General features: G+C 38.6%; 15 protein-coding genes and 2 tRNA genes. 13 read left to right on the top strand and 4 right to left on the bottom strand.

Features of this window, described 5'->3' with window-relative positions; all coding sequences use genetic code 11:
• Positions 1-43: 43 nt before the first annotated feature.
• The 4 genes from G3R48_RS07660 to G3R48_RS07675 all read left to right on the top strand — a co-directional run bounded on the left by G3R48_RS07660 (position 44) and on the right by G3R48_RS07675 (position 9,263).
• The gene (locus tag G3R48_RS07660; RefSeq protein WP_153663636.1) at positions 44-2,353 is read left to right on the top strand and encodes an efflux RND transporter permease subunit; all 2,310 of its coding nucleotides are present in this window, start codon (positions 44-46) and stop codon (positions 2,351-2,353) included.
• A gap of 278 nt (positions 2,354-2,631) precedes the next feature.
• A complete protein-coding gene (locus G3R48_RS07665; RefSeq protein WP_153663634.1) occupies positions 2,632-7,476 on the top strand; it encodes an NAD-glutamate dehydrogenase in 4,845 nt (1,614 codons plus the stop codon).
• A 61-nt stretch (positions 7,477-7,537) separates the two neighbouring features.
• Positions 7,538-8,557, top strand: a complete 1,020-nt coding sequence (gene pyrD, locus G3R48_RS07670) for a quinone-dependent dihydroorotate dehydrogenase (RefSeq protein WP_153663633.1) — start codon at positions 7,538-7,540, stop codon at positions 8,555-8,557.
• Positions 8,558-8,723: 166 nt separating this feature from the next.
• Positions 8,724-9,263, top strand: coding sequence for a cell division protein ZapC (locus tag G3R48_RS07675; protein WP_153663631.1), 540 nt, complete (start codon positions 8,724-8,726; stop codon positions 9,261-9,263).
• Positions 9,264-9,565: 302 nt separating this feature from the next.
• On the opposite strand, the gene G3R48_RS07680 is transcribed toward G3R48_RS07675, so the two are convergent.
• Complete coding sequence (locus G3R48_RS07680; RefSeq protein ID WP_153663629.1) at positions 9,566-9,880, bottom strand: hypothetical protein; 315 nt, start codon at positions 9,878-9,880, stop codon at positions 9,566-9,568.
• A 122-nt stretch (positions 9,881-10,002) separates the two neighbouring features.
• Between G3R48_RS07680 and G3R48_RS07685 the strand changes: the two genes are divergently transcribed.
• Together G3R48_RS07685 and G3R48_RS07690 are read left to right on the top strand one after the other, a co-directional pair.
• A complete protein-coding gene (locus G3R48_RS07685) occupies positions 10,003-10,497 on the top strand; it encodes a putative 4-hydroxy-4-methyl-2-oxoglutarate aldolase (RefSeq protein ID WP_153663627.1) in 495 nt (164 codons plus the stop codon).
• Between the two features lie 33 nt (positions 10,498-10,530).
• On the top strand, positions 10,531-12,366 hold the full coding sequence (locus G3R48_RS07690) for an AsmA family protein (RefSeq protein WP_153663625.1): 1,836 nt from the start codon (positions 10,531-10,533) through the stop codon (positions 12,364-12,366).
• Positions 12,367-12,435: 69 nt separating this feature from the next.
• Here G3R48_RS07690 and G3R48_RS07695 read toward each other — a convergent pair whose 3' ends face one another.
• On the bottom strand, positions 12,436-13,974 hold the full coding sequence (locus tag G3R48_RS07695; RefSeq protein ID WP_153663623.1) for a lytic transglycosylase: 1,539 nt from the start codon (positions 13,972-13,974) through the stop codon (positions 12,436-12,438).
• 141 nt (positions 13,975-14,115) lie between these two features.
• The gene (gene gloB / locus G3R48_RS07700) at positions 14,116-14,901 is read right to left on the bottom strand and encodes a hydroxyacylglutathione hydrolase (protein WP_153663621.1); all 786 of its coding nucleotides are present in this window, start codon (positions 14,899-14,901) and stop codon (positions 14,116-14,118) included.
• 83 nt (positions 14,902-14,984) lie between these two features.
• On the opposite strand from gloB, the gene G3R48_RS07705 reads away from it, so the two are divergent.
• Positions 14,985-15,737: a methyltransferase domain-containing protein gene (locus G3R48_RS07705; protein WP_380713612.1), complete on the top strand. Its 753-nt coding sequence runs from the start codon at positions 14,985-14,987 to the stop codon at positions 15,735-15,737.
• Here G3R48_RS07705 and rnhA read toward each other — a convergent pair.
• Complete coding sequence (rnhA, locus tag G3R48_RS07710; protein WP_153663619.1) at positions 15,734-16,210, bottom strand: ribonuclease HI; 477 nt, start codon at positions 16,208-16,210, stop codon at positions 15,734-15,736. The genes G3R48_RS07705 and rnhA overlap by 4 nt on opposite strands.
• Before the next feature lie 74 nt (positions 16,211-16,284).
• On the opposite strand from rnhA, the gene dnaQ reads away from it, so the two are divergent.
• The 6 genes from dnaQ (at position 16,285) to G3R48_RS07740 (ending at position 20,825) form a co-directional block, all read left to right on the top strand.
• Positions 16,285-17,013, top strand: coding sequence for a DNA polymerase III subunit epsilon (gene dnaQ, locus G3R48_RS07715; protein ID WP_153663617.1), 729 nt, complete (start codon positions 16,285-16,287; stop codon positions 17,011-17,013).
• A 10-nt stretch (positions 17,014-17,023) separates the two neighbouring features.
• A complete protein-coding gene (locus tag G3R48_RS07720; protein ID WP_246504615.1) occupies positions 17,024-18,367 on the top strand; it encodes a TIGR03503 family protein in 1,344 nt (447 codons plus the stop codon).
• 102 nt (positions 18,368-18,469) lie between these two features.
• A tRNA-Asp gene (locus G3R48_RS07725) sits at positions 18,470-18,546 on the top strand.
• A gap of 44 nt (positions 18,547-18,590) precedes the next feature.
• Positions 18,591-18,667 (top strand) — tRNA-Asp (locus tag G3R48_RS07730).
• Between the two features lie 659 nt (positions 18,668-19,326).
• Positions 19,327-19,596 (top strand): chemotaxis protein, encoded by a 270-nt coding sequence (locus G3R48_RS07735; protein ID WP_153663615.1) that lies wholly within the window; start codon positions 19,327-19,329, stop codon positions 19,594-19,596.
• 2 nt (positions 19,597-19,598) lie between these two features.
• A complete protein-coding gene (locus G3R48_RS07740; RefSeq protein WP_153663613.1) occupies positions 19,599-20,825 on the top strand; it encodes a putative metalloprotease CJM1_0395 family protein in 1,227 nt (408 codons plus the stop codon).
• The last annotated feature ends 7 nt before the right edge of the window (positions 20,826-20,832 follow it).

Raw genomic sequence — 20,832 nt, forward strand, 5'->3', positions numbered from 1 at the left:
GGCAACATGGATGTGGATATAACAACAATAATAGGTCTTCACGATGTTAGATAAACTCGTTAATGGATTTGAGACCCACTTATTCCGAAATAGAATTTGGGTTATTTTGTCATTTATTTTAATGACAGTGTTTTTGGGCTATCAAGCCAGTCAATTGAAAATGGATGCTGCATTCAGTAAAAACATCCCGTTAAATCATCAATACATGCAAACCTATACGAAACATCAGAAAAATTTTGGTGGCGCAAACAGTATTATTGTGGTGGTTGAAGATACTAGCGGTAATATTTTCAATGCAAACTTTTTCGATGTACTTAAGAATGTTCATGATCAGTTATTTTTTATTCCTGGTGTTGAACGTTCACAAGTTAAATCGCTTTTTTCTCCTTCAACTCGATTCACTGAAGTTGTCGAAGATGGTTTTGCTGGCGGCCCTGTTATTCCAGCAGATTTCACTACTGATGATTATGGTTTAGGTGTTGTTCGCGATAACATTGAAAAAGCGGGCATTGTCGGACGATTAATCGCAACTAACTATTCTTCAGCAATGGTTTCTGCGCAATTAATGGAATTTGATCCACAAACAGGTGAACCACTCGATACCATTGCTTTTGCTGATCAATTAGAAGAGCAAATTCGTGGACAGTTTGAAAATGGCAACATAAAAATTCATATTATTGGCTTTGCTAAAATGGCTGGTGATGTTGCCGAAGGCGCCAAAGGCGTGGTGTTTTTTTTCCTTATTGCCATCGCAATCACCGCGGTAATGGTATATCTCTTTTCTAAGTCATTGACGTTAACTGTGTTGCCGTTAGTGTGTAGTTTAATGGCGGTTATTTGGCAGTTGGGTTTATTGACCGTTGTTGGTTATGGTTTAGACCCTATGTCTATTTTAATCCCATTTTTAGTGTTTGCTATTGGGGTTAGTCACGGGGTGCAAATGATCAATGGCGTGCGTTCGCGTGTGCTCGCTGGTCAATTGACAAAATCTGCAGCTGCTAGTGCATTTAGAAGTTTATTAATTCCCGGTGGCGTTGCGTTGTTGTCAGATACGGTTGGTTTCTTAACCTTATTGGCAATTGATATCGGCATTATTCGTGAACTCGCTATTTCAGCATCGTTAGGTGTAGCCGTCATCATTTTAACCAACCTCATTTTGCTGCCATTAGTTATTTCATATACAGATTTGTCTAAATTAGAGCCCAATGAGCAAACAAAACAAAAGATTGAAAAATTGTGGTTAAAGCTGTCAATGTTTGCGACGCCGAAATACGCTGTTTGGGTATTAATTTGTACAACGCTGTTATATTTGTTCGGCTACCAACAATCTGCAAATATGAAAATAGGCGATTTACAAGGGGGAGCCCCCGCACTGCATCAAGATTCACGCTATAACCTAGATACCTTTTACATCACAAACAATTATTCAATTACCACTGATGTTATGTCGGTAATTGTGGAAGCTACACCAGAAGCATGTACTTATCACAGCGTTTTAGAAACCATTGATGAGTTTGAGTGGCAAGTGGCCAATACACCAGGAGTGGAATCAACCGCCAGTTTAGCCTCAGTCGCAAAACGCGTAAATGCAGGCTTTAATGAAGGAAATCCTAAGTGGCAAGTGCTGCCACGTACAACGGCCAGTTTAGTGCAAGCGGTAGGAAGGGTGCCAACCACCTCTGGTTTATTAAATGGTAATTGTTCGGTTATGCCGGTGTATTTATTCTTAAAAGACCATAAAGCTGAAACCATTGAAGTGGTTATTGATAAAGTTAAGCAAGTTGCGCAGCAACTTAATACACCTGATATTCAGTTTAAGTTGGCATCGGGCCCTGTTGGTGTCATGGCGGCAACGAATGAGGCGGTCAGTGAAGCGCAGCTGCCAATGATGATTTATGTCTATGGCGCGGTGTTTGTATTATGTCTAATTAGCTTTAGATCATTAAAAGCCACCGTTGCTGTGATTATTCCGTTGTATGTTGTTTCAACCTTAGCGCAAGCATTGATGACATGGTTAAATATAGGCTTAGCTGTGAGTACATTACCTGTAATAGCGCTTGGGGTGGGGATTGGTGTTGATTACGGGATTTATATTCTCTCAACCATGTCTGGTAAGTTAACAAATGGAATGGCGGTACAACAAGCTTATTACGAAGCGTTAGTTGAGCGTGGCAGTGCGGTTATCTTTACTGGACTGACATTAGCAATTGGTGTCAGTACTTGGTTTTTTTCTGCACTAAAATTCCAAATGGACATGGGGATACTGTTAACATTTATGTTTTTAGTAAATATGTTAGGTGCAATTATTATTCTACCAGCGCTTTCAGCCATATTTTGGCCTAAGCGGAAGTAATACAACATTTTTTAGGTAAAAAGAGAAGTTAAGCTTCTCTTTTTTTTTGCATATAAAGTCTGTTTATTCGATTAGATTTTCTCTGACTTGGTATATCGCCATTTAAAACAATGTAAATTGCTGTTTATTGGTTAAAATTTTTCTCGATAAAGCAGCTATTTAGTAATAAACTTTGAGCTAAGTCTCATCGAGCGGTTGTTTAACTGCTGTTGAGTCACAAGTGAAGCATTCAAAATAATGATAAGAGCGCTGCCATAGACGCTTAAGGAATCTGCAACATGGCTTTGAAAGATGCAATGCCTTCTGTACTACTGGAAAATGTAGTCACGTTAATTCACGCAAAAATCCCTAATTCACAAGCTAAACAAGTGGAGCAATTTGCTACCTGCCTTTATGCGCATATGTCAAAAGATGACCTTCATGCCCGTAATGACAGTGATTTATACGGCGCTGTTGTTAGCCTTTGGAATGCGTTAAACAAAACGCAAACCGATCAAACTCATATTCGGGTTTTCAATCCCAGCCAAGCTAAACACGGTTGGCAATCAACCCACAGTATTATTGAAGTTATACAGCCAGATATGCCATTTTTGGTCGACTCTTTATCGATGGCATTCAATCGTATGGGTATCACATCGCATATGATGTTACATACGCCGCTTAATGTGCAACGTAAAGACCATTTGGTTGAAAAAGTGTCGTACATTAATGATGTTAAAGATAAAGGCGAAAATGTTGCTGTGTTCTTGGTTGAAATTGATCGTCAAAATAGCGAAGTCGACATTAAAACCATAGAACAAGAAATTCAGTCAGTGCTTGATGATGTTTCTGCATCAGTAAATGATTGGCAAAAGTTATCAGACAAAATGTCTGCAACCATCAAAGATTTACCTTTACGTCCTTTTGCCGGCCCACAAGCAGAGTTGAATGAAGCCGTAGATTTTCTACAATATCTGAATAATCATCACTTTACATTATTGGGTTATCGTTACTATGACTTAAATAAAGTTGAAGGTGACGTTGAGTTGGTTCCTAATATGCAAACCAGCTTAGGTCTGATGAATAAGACGCATTCTGCGGTGGGAGAAAAGGGACTATTACTTTCTTCTTTATCTGCCAGTGCTCGTAAAGAAGCCTTAGATAGCAGCTTACTTGTGCTGACTAAAAGCTCAACTAAAAGCCGAGTTCATCGTCCCGCTTACATTGATTACATTGGGGTTAAACGGTTTGACGATCAAGGTAATGTTGTTGGCGAAGACCGTTTCATTGGTTTATATGCATCAAATTTATACAACCGTAGTCCTCGTGAAATTCCATTACTCGCTCAAAAAGTTGACCGTGTTTTACAATTATCTGGCCTAACGCCACGCTCGCACGACTACAAAGCTTTGATGAATATTCTTGAAAACCTGCCACGAGATGAGCTTATTCAAGCAAAAGTGGAAGAGTTGTCTTCAGTCGCTCACGGTGTACTGGAAATGCAAGATCGTGACAAATTAAAGTTATTTGTCCGTAAAGATGGATTTGGGCGTTTCTTTTCTTGTTTAGTTTATGTTTCTAAGGATCGTTACAACACCAAATTAAGACAAGATACTCAACGTATTCTAGCCCGTCACTTTAATAGCACTGAAGAAGTAGAATTTACCACCTACTTTTCTGAGTCGACTCTGGCTCGTACTCACTACATCATTAAAGTTGATAATAATAATATGGATGTCGATGTGGCTGCAATTGAACAAAACTTAACGGAAGCGGCGCGTTCTTGGCAAGATAAACTCAATACGGCTTTGTTAAATGCCGTAGGTGAGCAACAAGGCACTAGCTTAACAAAACGTTATTTTACTGCGTTCCCACAAAGCTATAAAGATGACGTATTACCAAGTTCGGCAGTGGTTGATATTCAGCACCTAGAAGCGCTAGATGATGAACACAAACTGGGGATGTTGTTTTATCAACCTCAAGAAACGGCATTAAACGATAATAAAGTACGTTTAAAGTTATTTCATAAAGATGAGCCAATTCATCTATCAGATGTCTTGCCAATGCTGGAAAACTTTGGTCTTAGAGTCATTAATGAACGTCCGTACGAGATCAAAACAGGTGATGATAAAACCTTCTGGGTTCTCGACTTTTTGATGACCGTTCAAAATGCAGCTTCAGATGATTTAGCCGATAGCCAAGACAGATTCCAAGATGCACTGTCACAGGTTTGGCAAAAAACATTAGAAGATGACGGCTTTAACCGCATGGTGTTGTCAACAGGGCTTAATGGTCGTGAGGTGTCTATTTTACGTGCGTATGCTAAATATATGCGTCAAATAGATGCAACCTTTAGTCAGTCGTATATTGAAGAAACGTTTACACGATACCCAAAACTTGCTGATTTATTAGTTAAAATGTTCATCCGCAAGTTTAATCCTAAGCTTAAAACCCGCACCTTAGGTAAGTTTGTTGAGCAAATTGACAAACAACTTGATGAGGTATCAAGTCTTGATGATGACCGTATTATTCGTCGTTATTTAGACTTAATAAATGCCACCTTAAGAACCAACTTCTATCAAACATTAGCGGCTGGTCAATGTAAGCCATATATTTCATTTAAGTTCTCTCCAGAACTTATTCCAGAAATGCCTAAGCCGTTGCCTAAGTTTGAAATATTTGTGTATTCGCCAAGAGTCGAAGGTGTGCATTTACGCGGCGGTAAAGTTGCACGTGGTGGGTTACGTTGGTCAGATCGCCGTGAAGACTTTAGAACCGAAGTCTTGGGCTTAGTAAAAGCACAACAAGTTAAAAATACTGTGATTGTGCCTGTTGGTGCGAAAGGCGGCTTTGTGTGTAAACAGTTGCCAACAGAAGGGGGAAGAGAGGCATTCTTTAATGAAGGCCAAGCTTGTTACCGATTATTTATCCGTGGTTTACTTGATATTTCAGACAATATTTTAAATGGTGAAGTTATACCACCGCAAGATGTTGTTCGCCATGACGAAGACGATGCGTATTTAGTTGTTGCAGCAGATAAAGGCACCGCCACCTTCTCTGATATTGCTAATTCCATTGCCATTGAATATGGTTTTTGGCTAGGTGATGCATTTGCATCAGGTGGTAGTAATGGTTATGACCACAAGAAAATGGGCATTACAGCCAAAGGCGCTTGGGAATCGGTTAAACGTCATTTCTTAGAAATAGGTATAGATTGTCAAACAACCGATTTTACCTGTTTGGCTATCGGTGATATGGCGGGGGATGTATTTGGTAATGGCATGTTGTTATCTAAGCACACTAAATTAGTTGCTGCTTTTAACCATATGCATATTTTCATTGACCCAACACCAGACGTCGCAAAAAGTTATGTTGAGCGTCAACGATTATTTGATTTACCACGCAGTAGCTGGGAAGACTATAACAACGAACTTATTTCAAAGGGCGGCGGGGTATTCAAACGCTCAGCAAAGTCAATCAAGTTAACTTTGCAAATGAAACGCATGCTAGATAGCGATGCTGACTCAATGACACCTAATGAACTGTTAAGTCAATTACTTAAAATGCAGGTTGACTTAATATGGAATGGCGGCATTGGTACTTATGTTAAATCTAGCAAAGAAACGCACGCAGAAGTGGGCGACCGTGCTAATGATATGCTGCGAGTAAATGGTTCTGAAGTACGTGCTCGTATCATTGGTGAAGGCGGAAACTTAGGTTGCACCCAGTTAGGGCGCATCGAATATGCGGCTAATGGTGGTCGCATGAACACCGACTTTGTTGATAATGTTGGCGGCGTTGATTGTTCCGATAACGAAGTGAATATTAAGATTTTCCTAAATACTTTAGTTGCCGATGGTGAATTAACGGTTAAGCAACGTAATCAGTTACTCGAGGATATGACTGATGAAGTTGGCGATATCGTGCTTAAAGATTGTAAAGATCAGGCCCGTACAATTTCTGTCACCCAAGTACACGGTGTATCGCAACTAAAGGAGCAAATTCGTTTTATTCATTATCTTGAAAAAGAAGGTAAATTAGACCGCGCATTAGAGTTTTTGCCAACAGAAGATGATCTTGCTGAACGTCTTTCAAATGGTAAAACGCTCACTCGTCCTGAATTATGTGTGTTAGTGGCTTACGCAAAAATGGTACTTAAAGAGCAATTGGTGACTGAACAAATCACTGAGGATGCATTTTTAAGTAAATTGTTAGTTGAGTATTTCCCGCAGCAATTGCAAAGCAAATACGCTGAAAAAATGAGTGGTCATCCACTACGTGGCGAAATTATTGCGACTTCATTAGCGAATGAACTGGTCAACGATATGGGCTTTAACTTTGTGCAACGTATGCAGGATGAGACTGGTGCCACAGTCGCTGATGCTGCAATCAGTTACACTATGGCCCGAGAAGTTTTTGAGCTCGATTTACTAACCAAATCAATCACAGACTTAAGTGGTAAAGTATCTGCAATTGTTCAAGCAGAAATGCTGCATCAATTGCGCCGAAATATGCGTCGAGCATGCCGATGGTTTATTCGTCATCGTAATCGCGCCCATAATATTGAACAAACAGTGGCTTTCTTTAAACCGGTCTTTGATCAATTAAAAGGCAGTGTTGATCAATATATGATTGCGGCAGAAGTATCGGCTATTAATCTGGAAGTCAGTGCGCTGACTAAAGAGCATGTTCCAGTTGAAGTGGCTAATGTTGTCGCTAAAATGAGTACTTTGTTTTCAGCACTAGATATTGCGCAAATTGCCCAGCTTGAAAATAAATCATTAGAACTTGTTTCGGAAACCTACTTTAAACTTGGCGCTAAAGTTGAACTACATTGGTTCTTAGAACAAATTAGTGCTCAACCTGTTTCTAACCATTGGCAAGCACTTGCAAGAGCGGCTTTTCGTGAAGAGTTAGATTGGCAACAAAGAGCATTAAGTTCAGCTGTACTTAGAACCTGCACTGATAGCTGTGATGCCGATACAGTAATCAATGAGTGGATAACAAACAATGAAACCCTACTTGCTCGTTGGTATCATATGTTAGCCGATTTCAAAGTTTCTCAAACACATGAATTTGCTAAGTTCTCAGTTGCTTTACGTGAATTAAACTTGTTGATACTCCATTGTGAAGGTCAACAATAATTCTTTATAATATTAAGAACCCTAGCATTTGCTAGGGTTTTTTTTAGGTCTAGGAGAAGACATGTTTTACAAGCTCGCACAAAAAGTAATGTTTCAGATGGATCCTGAAATAGCGCACAATATCGCGATTGGAAGTTTAAAAATGACGGGAAACAATCCACTAAATTGTTTCTACCGTCAAAATATTAAATCAGCACCAGTTGAATGCATGGGTATCACTTTTCCTAATCCTGTCGGATTAGCTGCGGGTTTAGATAAAGACGGCGAATCGATGGATGCTTTTCATGCCATGGGTTTTGGTCATATTGAAGTTGGAACTGTGACACCTCGTCCGCAACCGGGTAATGATCAACCCCGTTTGTTCCGCTTAAAGCCTGCCAAAGGCATAATTAACCGTATGGGTTTTAACAATAAAGGGGTTGATAATTTAGTTCGTAATCTTATTGCTAAAAAGTCTGATATTTTAGTCGGTGTGAATATAGGCAAAAACCGTGATACACCAGTAGAGCAGGGTAAAGATGACTACCTAATTTGCATGGATAAGGTATATCAACATGCAGCCTATATAGCCGTTAATATCTCTTCACCAAATACGCCTGGTTTACGCACATTGCAATATGGTGAATTGCTTGATGAATTACTGAGTGCCATTAAACAAAAACAAACTGAACTTGCTGCCAAGCATAATAAGTATGTACCTATTGCATTAAAAATTGCACCGGACTTAACAACAGAAGAAATCCGAAGCATTGCAACCTCATTGAAAAAGAATAATTTTGATGCAGCAATTGCCACCAATACCACATTAAGCCGTGATAACGTTCAAGGGTTAAAGAATGCCGAAGAAACGGGTGGATTAAGTGGCAAGCCGTTAACCGAACTGTCAACTAAGGTGATTAAACAATTAGCCGATTACCTTGATGATGCAATGCCAATTATTGGTGTTGGTGGGATTAATAGCGCTAAAGATGCACAAGATAAATTTGATGCGGGTTCTACTATGGTTCAAATTTACTCTGGGTTTATTTACCAAGGTCCGCAATTAGTCAAAGCGATCGTAGATAACTGCCAAATAAAGTAAGCAATTGATCTTAATCTCTGATCAAAAATCATGCCGCGATCTAAAAAACGATCTTTAGATCGCGCTAAGATTATGATTAATAGCTTATTTTTTTATTAAATATTTTGAAATTGTTTGAAATATCGTCTAATATGTTTGTATATTCAATGCATAGGTGACGCTAGCGATGTTAATAATGCCTAATACGGACTGGCAATGGGAATTTAATGAAGAGCATAAACAGCTCAGTATTTCATTAGGTTCTGACATGGCGTTTTTAACACCCTACAAAAGTAAACTGCTTATTCCTGATGCGCTTGCTTCGTCAGAGTTTACTGTTGAACATGCAAAATATTACATCTCGTTATTAGAATGGTTACCTAATGCGCTTCGTATGTCCGATGCCGCCATTGTTCAAACTGCGCTTAACGCCACAGCTGCAAATTTTCTACTAAAACCACAAATGCCAAAATCTTGGTTTTTTGAAACCAGTTCTGAGTGTGTTTACAGTGAGGTAGGGAAGTTGTTTAATTTAATCTGTAATGGGCAACGAGTATTAGTGCTGGTTGTGGAAAATAGCCTCCAAGCATCTACCGTGTTGTTACTTTCACAATCGTGTCAGCTTAATGGAACTAAACAATTAGTCCAATTTGATACCATTAAAGTAATGCACGATCGTTTACAACCACTTAAAAGACAGTTATCAAAACAAGTTGTCGCTGCTTAGTTGTTCCGTCTCTTGATTGGTGTGCGTGTCATCGCTTTTGCTCAAAAAGCATCGTCATTTATTCTTTGTCACAAAAATCATGAATGGGGTTAAACGGTCCTATCTTTTGTTTGTTAAATTATATTCTCACGCATTTTATTAGCAGTAATATTTATCATCTCTAATGTATCTATCATTATAAATGGCCTTTTAAACGGGAGATAATTCAATCTAAAAAGAAACTATTAACAAATTTATCTAGATATTCTAAGAATATTAGGTAATTTGCAGCATTATTTACGGTAATAACAATATGTGGGGGGTTATTTTTTTAATTGCCACATTATATTGATAACTTCTTGATAACTGATTTTGTAACTTCGCGATAAATTAATTACTTTAGTTTTAAACGTCTGAATCAATTCTTGTTTTCTCATATCCTCTTGCATTTCAGTCACCATTTCATCGACGGCGGCTTGCAAAACTTGCATACGTTTAAAACTGTAACCTAAACCTGATAAATACTCTTTCATTTGTTTGATGTTTCTGGCTTGATCAAGACTACCCGTGGTTTTGTTTTCGTAATTTAGTTCATCAAATGCATGAATTATATCGTTTAAATCGATTTTTTTATCCATTATACGTCCATATGTGCTGTTTTAACTTTATTAGTTAAATAAAAAGTAAAAGTGAATAGAAAGTTGGTTGCTGATATTGTTTAATATCAATAATTAACCATCTTATAAGGCAAGGAGCAAAGATGCTAGATTTACTACCTGATTTATTTGATCAATATGCAGATGATTTACAATTAGTATCACTACATTGGCAATCATTTGGGCTGAAAAGTGTCTTTCACGGTCAAGTGGTGACAGTCAGTTGCTTTGAGGATAACTCCAAAGTAAAACAACTGCTTGCATCGCCAGGTAAAGGTAGAGTGCTTGTTGTTGATGGTAAAGGGTCAATGAATAAAGCATTATTGGGTGACTTGATTGCCAAAAGCGCAATTGATAATCAATGGGAAGGTATAATTATACGCGGCTGTATAAGAGACGTAGCAACAATTAATACTTTGAATTTAGGTGTTAAAGCTTTAGGGACGCACCCAATCAAAACCGAGAAATTTGACAAAGGCTCAGTGAATATTGCCTTGAAAATTGGACAAGTAACAATCACACCCGAAATGTACATTTATGCCGATCTTAATGGCGTTGCAGTTAGTCATAAAGCGCTAGATATAACAAATTTGAGCTAAAATTGAATTAACTCACAACACAAGGATGATGTAATGAAAGTAATTAAGTGGTTTTTAGCTGCAGCACTATTGGTGGTGGTGAGTGTCGTGGTATTCATCACCCAATTTTTTGATCTAAATGATTATAAGCCGCAAATAATTGATGCCGTTAAGCAACAAACAGGCAGAAATATGCAAATCAACCAAGATTTAAGTTGGAGTTTTTTCCCAACTATTGGGATTAATTTGGGTGGCATAGTGTTAGCAAACCCTGAGACGGTTAAACCAACTGACATGGTTAAAGTCAATAAGGTCGTTGCTAGTGTGGCTTTTATGCCGCTTTTAAGCCAAAAGATTGAAGTTAAAGAGCTTACCCTCGATGGCTTAGTCGTTAATATTGTCAATCGTAATGATGGAACTACGAGTTTTGATGGGCTGACTCAAACTAATAAAAACCAGCATACTGCCCCAACTGATAACAAACCAACCAAGACTAATTTTGAGTTATCAAATATTTACATTGGTGGAATTAATATCACTAATACTCAAATTAATTTGTTTGATGAAAGAACTGACACTCAACAAAGTTTCAATTTATCATCGCTAACTGTCGGTGAGTTTGCATTAGGACAAAAAGCGGATTTTTCTTTTGAATTTAATGCATCTCTTCCTGAAATGCAGGTCACTTCAGTCGGTAATGGTGAGCTATTAGTAGATCAACGCGCTGAGATCATTAATATCAATAATCTTAAGATAGAAAAAACCGTTACAGGGCCTAAATTACCAAATCAAAAAGTGACTGCCCAAGTGTTAAGCAACTTGAGTGTTAATACTAAGCAACAACAACTCACGTTACATTTAACCGCGTTAGACATCGATGCAATAAGTGGTAAAGGCGATATAGCTGTTAATTATGGTAATAGCATACCTGCGATTGATATCAACTTAGCCTTTAATGATATTGATGTTAATCCTTATTTGCAGTCGGCAGAAAAGTCTAACAGTACTCAACAAACGCCTACATCGAATTCAGCAAGTAAAATTGAACCTGATTTAAGCGTATTAAAAACCGTTGATGTGGATGTTAAATTAACTGCTAAGTCGATTAAAGCCGACAAGCTGGTTACGCAAAACTGGGATATGGTCGCTTCAGTCAAGAAAGGGGTGTTGAAATTAACCCAGTTAAATGCCGACATTTATCAAGGCCGTTTAACCACTTCGGCATTACTTGATGGCAGAACAAAAGTGCCGAGTTATCAATTTGACGTTAACCTTGATGGCGTGCAGTTTAGGCCGCTTTTGACCGATGCCTCAGAAATAGACATGTTGTCGGGTAAAGCTAAATTTGCAGTAAAGGGCAAAGGCAGTAGTTTGATTGTGGATAACATAAAAAAAACACTCAATGCAGATGGCAATTTTACCATTGCAGATGGCAGCTTATATGGGGTTAATATTCCTCAAATGATTAGAAACGCCAAACAAACGCTGACAGGTAAAGGGGCTAGCAATGATAATTCACAAGAATTAAAAACAGACTTCACCAGTTTGACTGGTTCATTTAATTTGAACAATGCGGTAGTTAGTAATCCCGATTTGGCGATGGCATCACCCTTATTACGAATAAGTGGTAAGGGAACTGCCAATATCGATTCACAAACCATAGAATATGCGTTGACGACACGTGTTGTGGGCTCGTTGTCAGGACAAACTGAGCAAACGGATGACTCGTTAGCGGGTATTGATATTCCATTAACCATAACTGGAACTTTTGCAGAGCCTAAATTTGGCTTAGATACCGATGCCTTGTTTAAGGCTAAATTAAAGCAAGAAACCGACAAAGCAAAAGATAAACTTAAAGACAGCTTATTGAAAAAGTTAGGTGGTTTTTAATTTTTAAGAGAACAATTGACAAATAAAAATCAGACTCAAATGAGTCTGATTTTTTTATTGTAGGAAAAATTAACTGTTGGTTAATCTTAACGTTAAGGTTTGGCCAGGTTGGATGTATTTTTTATTTTCTAATCCATTCCACTTAATTAAATTTTGAACGGTTACCTTGTATTTGTTGGCAATCCTATTAAGTGAATCACCAGATTTAACTTGGTATTGCAAAATTTTGCTGTTGTTATCTTGGTTTGGATAGACAACTAAGCTTCTACCAATCGATAACGCTTGATCTTTGTGTAAATTGTTCCATTGAGTCAGTTGTGCAACTCGAATATCAAATCGACGTGCAATCTTCCACAAAGAGTCACCTGAACGTACTTTATAGGTCACTTTGCGTTTGACATCATTGTGCTCAAGTGTGTGCTTTGCGGTTAATGCAACATTGTTAATATTGAGCATTTCACCATTTGAAGCAACCGGAATAATTAAATGCTTTCCTGCAATAATGTTGTTATTTTTTAAGCCATTGTTACTGCGAATAATGCTGGAAGTGATATTAAATTGTTTTGCAATTACGCTAAGACTGTCGCCAGGTTGAATTTGATAGCGTAACCAATTAATTCTTTCAGCTGGATCAAGTTGTTCTAATTTCCTTTTAAAACCGGCAACTTTATCGCTGGGTAATAATAATTGATGTGGCCCTGAAGGAGGTGTTGCCCAGCTTTTTAGACCTGCATTAAGTTTTTTGATGTCGTTAACCGATACATCGGCTAAGTCTGCGGCGAGGTTTAAATCTAGCTGACTTCCAATATCAACCACTTTTATACTAGGCTGATTAATAATGGGATACAGATGTTGACCATTATTGTTGGCATGCTTAATTACATCAGCTAAAGCGAGCAGTTGTGGTACATACCGTGAAGTTTCGCGCGGTAATGACAACGACCAAAAATCAACAGGTTTGCCTTTAGCTTTATTACGTTTTATGGCATTAAACACACGACCTTCGCCAGTATTATATGCTGCTACAGCATATAACCAGTTGTGTCCCATTTTGGCGTATAAATATTCTAATAAATCGAGTGCTGCATTCGTTGAAGCTATTACGTCACGTCTGCCGTCGTACCACCAATCTGAGCGCACACCAAAGGTTTTGGCGGTTGGCGCGGTTAATTGCCATAACCCAGAAGCATGCATGCCTGAATATGCATGGGTATCAAATGCACTTTCAATGATAGGTAGTAAAGCAATCTCAAGAGGTAAGCCACGACGCTCTACTTCTTCAACAATATAATGCATATAAGGCGCAGCACGCTGAGACACTATTTCAAGATGCTTAGGGTTGTTTAAATACCATTGACGGTATTGATTAACTAATTTTTTATCAGGTACAGCTAAATGAAATCCATTTGCCATACGCTGCCAAACATCAGTGACTTCAGCAACATGTTGTTGAACCGCTTCAACATTATCTGCTTGAAGAGAAGTCGATTTGACACTAATTACGGCTGCATTGGTTTTAGTTGTTGTAGTATCAGGGCTTGTAGTGAGGCTTTGACAGCCACTAATCGCAAATAAACTTCCTAAAACAAGAGTCGATCTAAGTTTCATTAAACAAACAATCCTTGGGTCACTGAGTAACGCATTTGGTATATAAAATTGCATTACATATTTGTTAATTGGCGCAGCATTGTAGAGGATTTTTGTTCTAAAGTCTTTTCCATTGATGTATGACTAGTTCGCATTTGTGGATTAAAAGCTATCTTTTAATAACCGCAGTTGAGTAAATACCTCGAGCTTATCAACATTTTGCTTTACTTGTGTTAGCTGTAAGCAGTGCTGAATGTGTTGATTATCTGTGCGCAAAAACGGGTTTATTTGTTTTTCTAGTCCTATCGTTGATGGAAGGGTGGAAATACCTTGTTGGCGCAAGCCAGTTACGCGTTGCTGATAATCAACAAGTGCATTGTTCAATGGGTCAATATGCAGGGCAAAATCAAGGTTTGCTTGTGTGTACTCATGGGCACAATACACTTGTGTATTATCATCAAGTGAAGCTAATCGCTGCAAACTCTGATGCATCTGCAGTGCATTGCCTTCAAACAAACGCCCGCAACCACCACTAAATAGCGTATCACCACAAAATAGTTTGTCTTCTATGTGGTAACAAATGTGATCCAGAGTATGACCTGGGGTTTTGTATGCCTTAATGATGAGATCTATTCCTGTTAAGTGGATTTGTTTAGTGTCATTATCATTAAATGAAATAGGGAAAGAAATATTGGCAATATTGTTGTTATCAGGCCCATAAACATGTAACTGCTGTCGGTGCAATCGGCACAACTCATTAATGCCACCTGTATGGTCGTGATGATGATGCGTGATTAAAATGCCTGTTAATGTTAGGTGCGGGTGCTTAGCAAGGTATGTTGTTACGGCTTGCGCATCTCCAGGGTCGACAACATAAGCCAACTTATTGTGCTCGATTAGCCAGATATAGTTATCATTAAATGCAGGTATGGTATGTATTGTTAGCATATTTTTGGATTTTAATTGGTGATACCTTAGAGTAACGTAACCGAACAAAAATATCAGTATTTGCGAAGAAAGGGAGGTTGTTAGTGCCGGATAAACCGAATCATTGGCAACAATTTCATGATGGTGAAATGATTAAAAACGCCATTGAACGACAACTAAAACCATGGTGGCCACGTGTCTTTGGTTACCACTTACTTAAACTCGGTGCGCTTAGCGCACAAGTTTCAAGTTTGCATTGTAGTGTATCCCGTCATTACAGCATGTTCGATAGCAACTGCGATAACCATCTTCCTGATGCACATGCTGACCTGCATCATTTACCTGTTAACACTAAATCAATTGATTCATTGTTAAGTGTGTTTAACTTAGAATATGAAACCGATCCCTATCAAGTTCTTCGAGAAATGGATCGTGTATTAATTAGTGGTGGTTATTTGTTTTTAATCGGCTTTAATCCAGTGAGTCCATTATTTTTAGGTAAGTTACTACCTAAATGTCAAACTCAATTACCTTGGTGTGGGCAGTTTTTTATGCCTTCTAGAATTAAAGATTGGCTTGGTTTGTTAGGTTATCAAATCCAAAGTGATGAACGCTTTATGTTTGATTCATTACTCACTAAAAGACCTAATATGCTGCGAATGCAAGATAAATTGCAGCATTGGTTGCCTAATGTCGGTGGCGTATATTTAATTGTTGCTAAAAAAGTTGATATTCCGCTTAGCCGAATAAGACAAAATCAAGAGCAAAAAACAACGCCTTGGGCCACAGCACCAAGTGCGGGTAGAAATGTAAATTATGAGCAATTAAATAAACACGATAGGAAAACAATAGATTAAGATTGGGCTTGATAGCCTTCATCTATGGTTTTAGGTTTTGCTTCTGCTGCATCACGGGCTAATTTATCACAGCGTTCATTTTCTGTATGGCCAGAGTGACCTTTAACCCAATGCCAGTCGATAGCATGTGCTGCAATTGCTTTATCAAGTCTTTGCCATAAATCAACGTTTTTGACATTTTGTTTGGCCTTGGTTTGCCAGCCATTTTTCTTCCAACCGTGAATCCAGGAGGTGATTCCTTGCCGCATATATTGGCTGTCTGAGGTGAGGGTAATTTTGCAAGGTTCAAATAGTGCTTCAAGTGCCACGATAGGAGCCAACAGCTCCATACGATTATTGGTCGTTAAATTGAAACCACCAGCAAGTTCTTTTACGTGATGCCTGTATTTCATCACCACTCCAAATCCACCAGGCCCTGGGTTGCCCAAGCATGAACCATCAGTAAAAATATGAACATGTTTAAGTTGGTTCATCAAATTGATACCATAGACTAAAAATGAAATTATACTTTTTTTCAAATCATTTTGTTAATTGAGATCCCCCATTAATGAATATTATTTCCAGTGCAAGTCGTCAGATCATTCTTGATACTGAAACCACAGGCATGAATCAGGCTGGTGGCCCAGTATATATTGGCCATCGAATTATCGAAATTGGTTGTGTTGAGGTGATTAACCGTAAACTGACCGGACGCACTTATCATCAATACGTCAACCCTGGTCAATTAATTGATGAAGAAGCAATTCAAGTCCACGGAATTACTGACGAACGTGTTGCTAATGAACCTCGTTTTCATCAAATTGCGCAAGATTTTATCGATTTTATTGATGGCGCAGAAATTGTTGCACATAACGCGAGTTTCGACGTCAGCTTTATGGATCACGAATTTTCTAAGCTACAACCGAAAGGGCCTGTCACTAAAGACATTTGTTCGATTTTAGACAGTTTAGCTATAGCTAAACAATTGCACCCGGGGCAAAAAAATAACCTCGATGCATTATGTAAACGTTATGGCATAGATAATTCACGTCGTACTTATCATGGCGCATTACTCGACGCTGAAATTTTAGCTGATGTGTATTTGTTCATGACTGGCGGGCAAATAAAATTCAATTTATCCAGAGACAAAGCGGGGCAAGATAACGGGGTTGTAAGTAAACTAGATACATCAGGATTAAATCTTAAAGTGATCGCTGCATCGGCCGATGAATTAATATCACATGAACAAAGACTTGATCTGGTTGCTAAGTCTGGAAAATGTCTCTGGCGGGGTTAATCCAAATATAATGTCATTGTCTCTATCTTCATTTTTTAAGCCTCGAATACTGGCTTGCATTTTTTATGGGGTATTTTGCATTCACTTGTTATTAGTCAATGTTGCCCAAGCCTCAACAAAAAAGATGGTAAATACCGCATCAACTGCAGCTGAATTACAAAATCGCTTTAGAATTGATTTTATGGTCGATAGCATGACTTTGGTAATACAACGTCAATTTGGTTCTGCACCTGTCGTAGTTGTGTTACCTGATGGCTCAAAATGGTATTCATCTCGTCATCCCAAAAATGTTAAATGGGTAGATGGTGTTTCAGGAGACATGATTTACATTGAAAAACCAATGCCGGGACCATGGCAATTACTTGGGCAAATAGTACCTGGTTCTGAAATTAAAAAAGTGTCAAAAATGAAAATTGAGGTTGAGCCGTTTCCTCAGCCATTGTTTAAGGGAGAGCGTTTAAAAGTTCATGCTAAATTGATTGGCGATGACAAAATGATCACCATTCCCGGTTTACGTTATATGGTTGAATGGACGACTCGGTTGGTTAGTATGCACAAAAGTGACGACGATAATTATGCCACAGGGATTGTCATTGCCGGTAAGTATCAAGATAACGGGGAAGGGCTTGATGAGCGCCCAGATGACGGCGTTTTTACTGGTGAAACGAACTTAGACCAACCTACAGGTGATTATAAATTACAGGTTACTGCTCGTAATAACATTTTTACCCGCGACTTTACCATGCCATTTACGCTTTCAAAGCAACCAATCAACGCTAAGGTGATACCCTCTGAAGATGCGCAATCTGGACAATGGACGTTAGAATTGTCCATTACCGATGCTGTAAAACTGGCAGAAACGCATTTTCATTTTCAAATGATAGGCCCTGCTGGACTCAATCTACCGATCTCAGTACTAGATATGACTGATACCACCATGAGAGTGGCTTTACCCAAAGTGGTGGAATACGGCAGCTACCGCATTAAAGGCAATGCAGTTAGTACTACTGATAAAGGTAGAGAAATCTATATTGATTTACATGAAATGTTTTTTAATTACTTACGACCACCAGAGCCGCCTCCGTCGGCGGAAGAACTTGCAGCTAAAGCAGCAGCAAAAGCCGCAATTGCTGAAGAAAAAGCCCGGAAAAATGCAATTTTTTGGATAATAACTGTTAATGTTAGTATGTTATTACTGGGTCTTATTTTATTGGTTATTTGGCGTAAAAAGCAAAGCTTGTCTAAAGCATTAGCTGTTGCTGAATTAAAAATGGCGCAAGAAAAAAATCAAAATAGCAGTAATAGAAAAGATGATTTAGATGATATTGATCTTTCTATTCCTGACGATAATTAATATTTATTTAAAATTGAACAAAAAATAGCTAAACGACTTAAATATAATCAAAAAATAGTTGACGATGTGTAGCGACAACTTTATTATTTATCGCACTTGAGTGGAGCGGTAGTTCAGTTGGTTAGAATACCGGCCTGTCACGCCGGGGGTCGCGGGTTCGAGTCCCGTCCGCTCCGCCAATCAGGTGAATAATATTAACAAATAGTCGATATTAAAAGAATTTGGAGCGGTAGTTCAGTTGGTTAGAATACCGGCCTGTCACGCCGGGGGTCGCGGGTTCGAGTCCCGTCCGCTCCGCCAAAAAATTAAGCCCTTGTTATAATGCAAGGGCTTTTTTGTTGCAATTTTTTGCTGTTGAATTACAAAGAAACAGTATTTTGATTTTTCATTAATTTGGAACAATTAATATAAGTGCCATTAGTTAACATGGCTAAACCTGCTAAACCTGCTAAACCTGCTAAACCCTATCAATTATTTCTAATATCCTAATTAAGTTATTTCAGAAAGTAGATGTGTTATCAATCCCCGAAAAATGACTACCTTGTAATTAAAGGTTTGGGAATACCATTAACGGAACAAGATAAATGGATTCTCAATAGGGTCGATACTATATCCAATAGACAAACAAAATCATCAACGTTTATTAATCGATTACTCACTTTTGTTTGTAGAGGGGCTGAATTAGGTCAAAAAGTAGATAATAATATAATATTCTCATTAGGGTAACTAATGTGAATTGGTGAAATTAGCCAGGAGGTTACTCTGCAGCTAATTCGTAGTTAGATCAGTTCTATACGTGTGCCAATGGCTCAGTTTATTTCTGAAATAAAATGCCAAGGTTATCAACCGTTTTAAGGATTGAGTGTCTGCACGGTAGCGTTGCTGTACAAATAGGAGGTTTTGAGTAATAATTGTACGAATAAAAGTGTTCACGTTTAACACAAATTGGAGTGAAAATTATGCAAATCCCATCGGCTTCAGTGTCTGGGTCACAAGCATTACAAAGTGCGCAACAAGGACTTGCTCAAGCAACTACCGCTGTTGCTCAGCCCGATCCTAGACCTATTGAACAAGACAGTGTGACATTAAGTAGTCAAGCAGTTTCTCAAACCGATACCAACACCGCATTGATTTCAGCAATAGAGTCAGAGCAACAAGGTGAAGCAGCAACTAGAGTCCTTGAAGCAAGCAATGAAACTATTGGCAGTGTGATTGATATTTCGGTGTAATCATGAATACGTTAATCGCGAGTCAACATCATATTGAGCGACACTCTCACTCAGTATCGAATTTGGCTCATGCTAACGTGTCAACCCCACAACAGCAAGCTTCATCAACCAATCCTACTTCCACTCTAAATAACACTGCTAATTTACACTCAGCTGTTGAAACTGTTAATCAACGTCCTGTTTCTGATGCCAGATCAACGCATGCTAATGTTGATCGTCATGGTATTCATCCATCACAATTATTTAAACCCAACACCTTATCATCACAACCAAATACTGAGCAGCCAACAGGCTCGTTTGATGTTAGCGGTCAAACGGGTGTGGACTCTAGATTACAAGAGAATAGGTTAAATCCATTACAAAGTATTGGGTTAACTAATCTAAGGGGCGGGGCATCAGATATTACAGGTTTAATCAATGTCGTAGCCACACAAACAGCAAATTCTACTGATTCTGCATTTGTTGAAACTACGCAGGAAAATCACGATATTGAAATTTTCAAGCGCCAATCCATTATTGAAAATGACGCTGATAACGCTGTTTTAGTTGCAGAAGATTCCGATTCTGCTACCAGTAATGGTCAAGCAAGAAATGATGACAGCAACAATCAGCAGCAAGTAGAGCAACAACAAGCAGAGTTACAACAACAAGCAGAGTTACAGGTTATTAAAGAGTTATCGCAACGGGATGCTGAAGTTCGCCAACATGAAAAGGCACACGCAGCCGCTGGTGGACAACATGCTGGTCATCCTAGTTATGAATATGAACAAGGACCTGATGGCAGACGTTATGCGGTAGAAGGGGAAGTGCAAATAGATGTATCGCCTATTGCAGGTGATCATCAAGCCACAATCGATAAAATGCAGCAAGTACATTCTGCGGCATTAGCGCCAGTACAACCATCTCTTGCCGATATTAAAGTAGCGGCGCAAGCTTTACAGCAATTAAATGATGCCAAACAAGCTTTATCAGAAGAACGTCAACAACGAGTGTCAGGCAACGACCAATCTGCAAGAATTAATGAATTAGGGCAGATATTTAGTACAGCCGCTGATGATAATCCATCTCAACTTAATCCATATAAGCTAGAAGAATCAAACAAACAAACGTTATATCCTTATTCACCAAGTCTTGCATCTCGCGATGGCAACGATGTTGCCTATGTTGAGCTTGCCAGTTCAGTCTCTAGAGCGACACTTGCCTACCAAGAAACCGCCGCAATTAAATAACGTTTAA

It is taken from the genome of Shewanella intestini (genome assembly GCF_018221465.1).
GTDB lineage: Bacteria > Pseudomonadota > Gammaproteobacteria > Enterobacterales > Shewanellaceae > Shewanella > Shewanella intestini.

What these genes read in the sequence shown, in the direction of transcription:
- G3R48_RS07660 (WP_153663636.1), top strand. Translation starts at nt 44, where the DNA reads ATGTTAGATAAACTCGTTAATGGATTTGAGACCCACTTATTCCGAAAT.
- G3R48_RS07665 (WP_153663634.1), top strand. Translation starts at nt 2,632, where the DNA reads ATGGCTTTGAAAGATGCAATGCCTTCTGTACTACTGGAAAATGTAGTC.
- pyrD (WP_153663633.1), top strand. Translation starts at nt 7,538, where the DNA reads ATGTTTTACAAGCTCGCACAAAAAGTAATGTTTCAGATGGATCCTGAA.
- G3R48_RS07675 (WP_153663631.1), top strand. Translation starts at nt 8,724, where the DNA reads ATGTTAATAATGCCTAATACGGACTGGCAATGGGAATTTAATGAAGAG.
- G3R48_RS07680 (WP_153663629.1), bottom strand. Translation starts at nt 9,880, where the DNA reads ATGGATAAAAAAATCGATTTAAACGATATAATTCATGCATTTGATGAA.
- G3R48_RS07685 (WP_153663627.1), top strand. Translation starts at nt 10,003, where the DNA reads ATGCTAGATTTACTACCTGATTTATTTGATCAATATGCAGATGATTTA.
- G3R48_RS07690 (WP_153663625.1), top strand. Translation starts at nt 10,531, where the DNA reads ATGAAAGTAATTAAGTGGTTTTTAGCTGCAGCACTATTGGTGGTGGTG.
- G3R48_RS07695 (WP_153663623.1), bottom strand. Translation starts at nt 13,974, where the DNA reads ATGAAACTTAGATCGACTCTTGTTTTAGGAAGTTTATTTGCGATTAGT.
- gloB (WP_153663621.1), bottom strand. Translation starts at nt 14,901, where the DNA reads ATGCTAACAATACATACCATACCTGCATTTAATGATAACTATATCTGG.
- rnhA (WP_153663619.1), bottom strand. Translation starts at nt 16,210, where the DNA reads ATGAACCAACTTAAACATGTTCATATTTTTACTGATGGTTCATGCTTG.
- dnaQ (WP_153663617.1), top strand. Translation starts at nt 16,285, where the DNA reads ATGAATATTATTTCCAGTGCAAGTCGTCAGATCATTCTTGATACTGAA.
- G3R48_RS07720 (WP_246504615.1), top strand. Translation starts at nt 17,024, where the DNA reads ATGTCATTGTCTCTATCTTCATTTTTTAAGCCTCGAATACTGGCTTGC.
- G3R48_RS07735 (WP_153663615.1), top strand. Translation starts at nt 19,327, where the DNA reads ATGCAAATCCCATCGGCTTCAGTGTCTGGGTCACAAGCATTACAAAGT.
- G3R48_RS07740 (WP_153663613.1), top strand. Translation starts at nt 19,599, where the DNA reads ATGAATACGTTAATCGCGAGTCAACATCATATTGAGCGACACTCTCAC.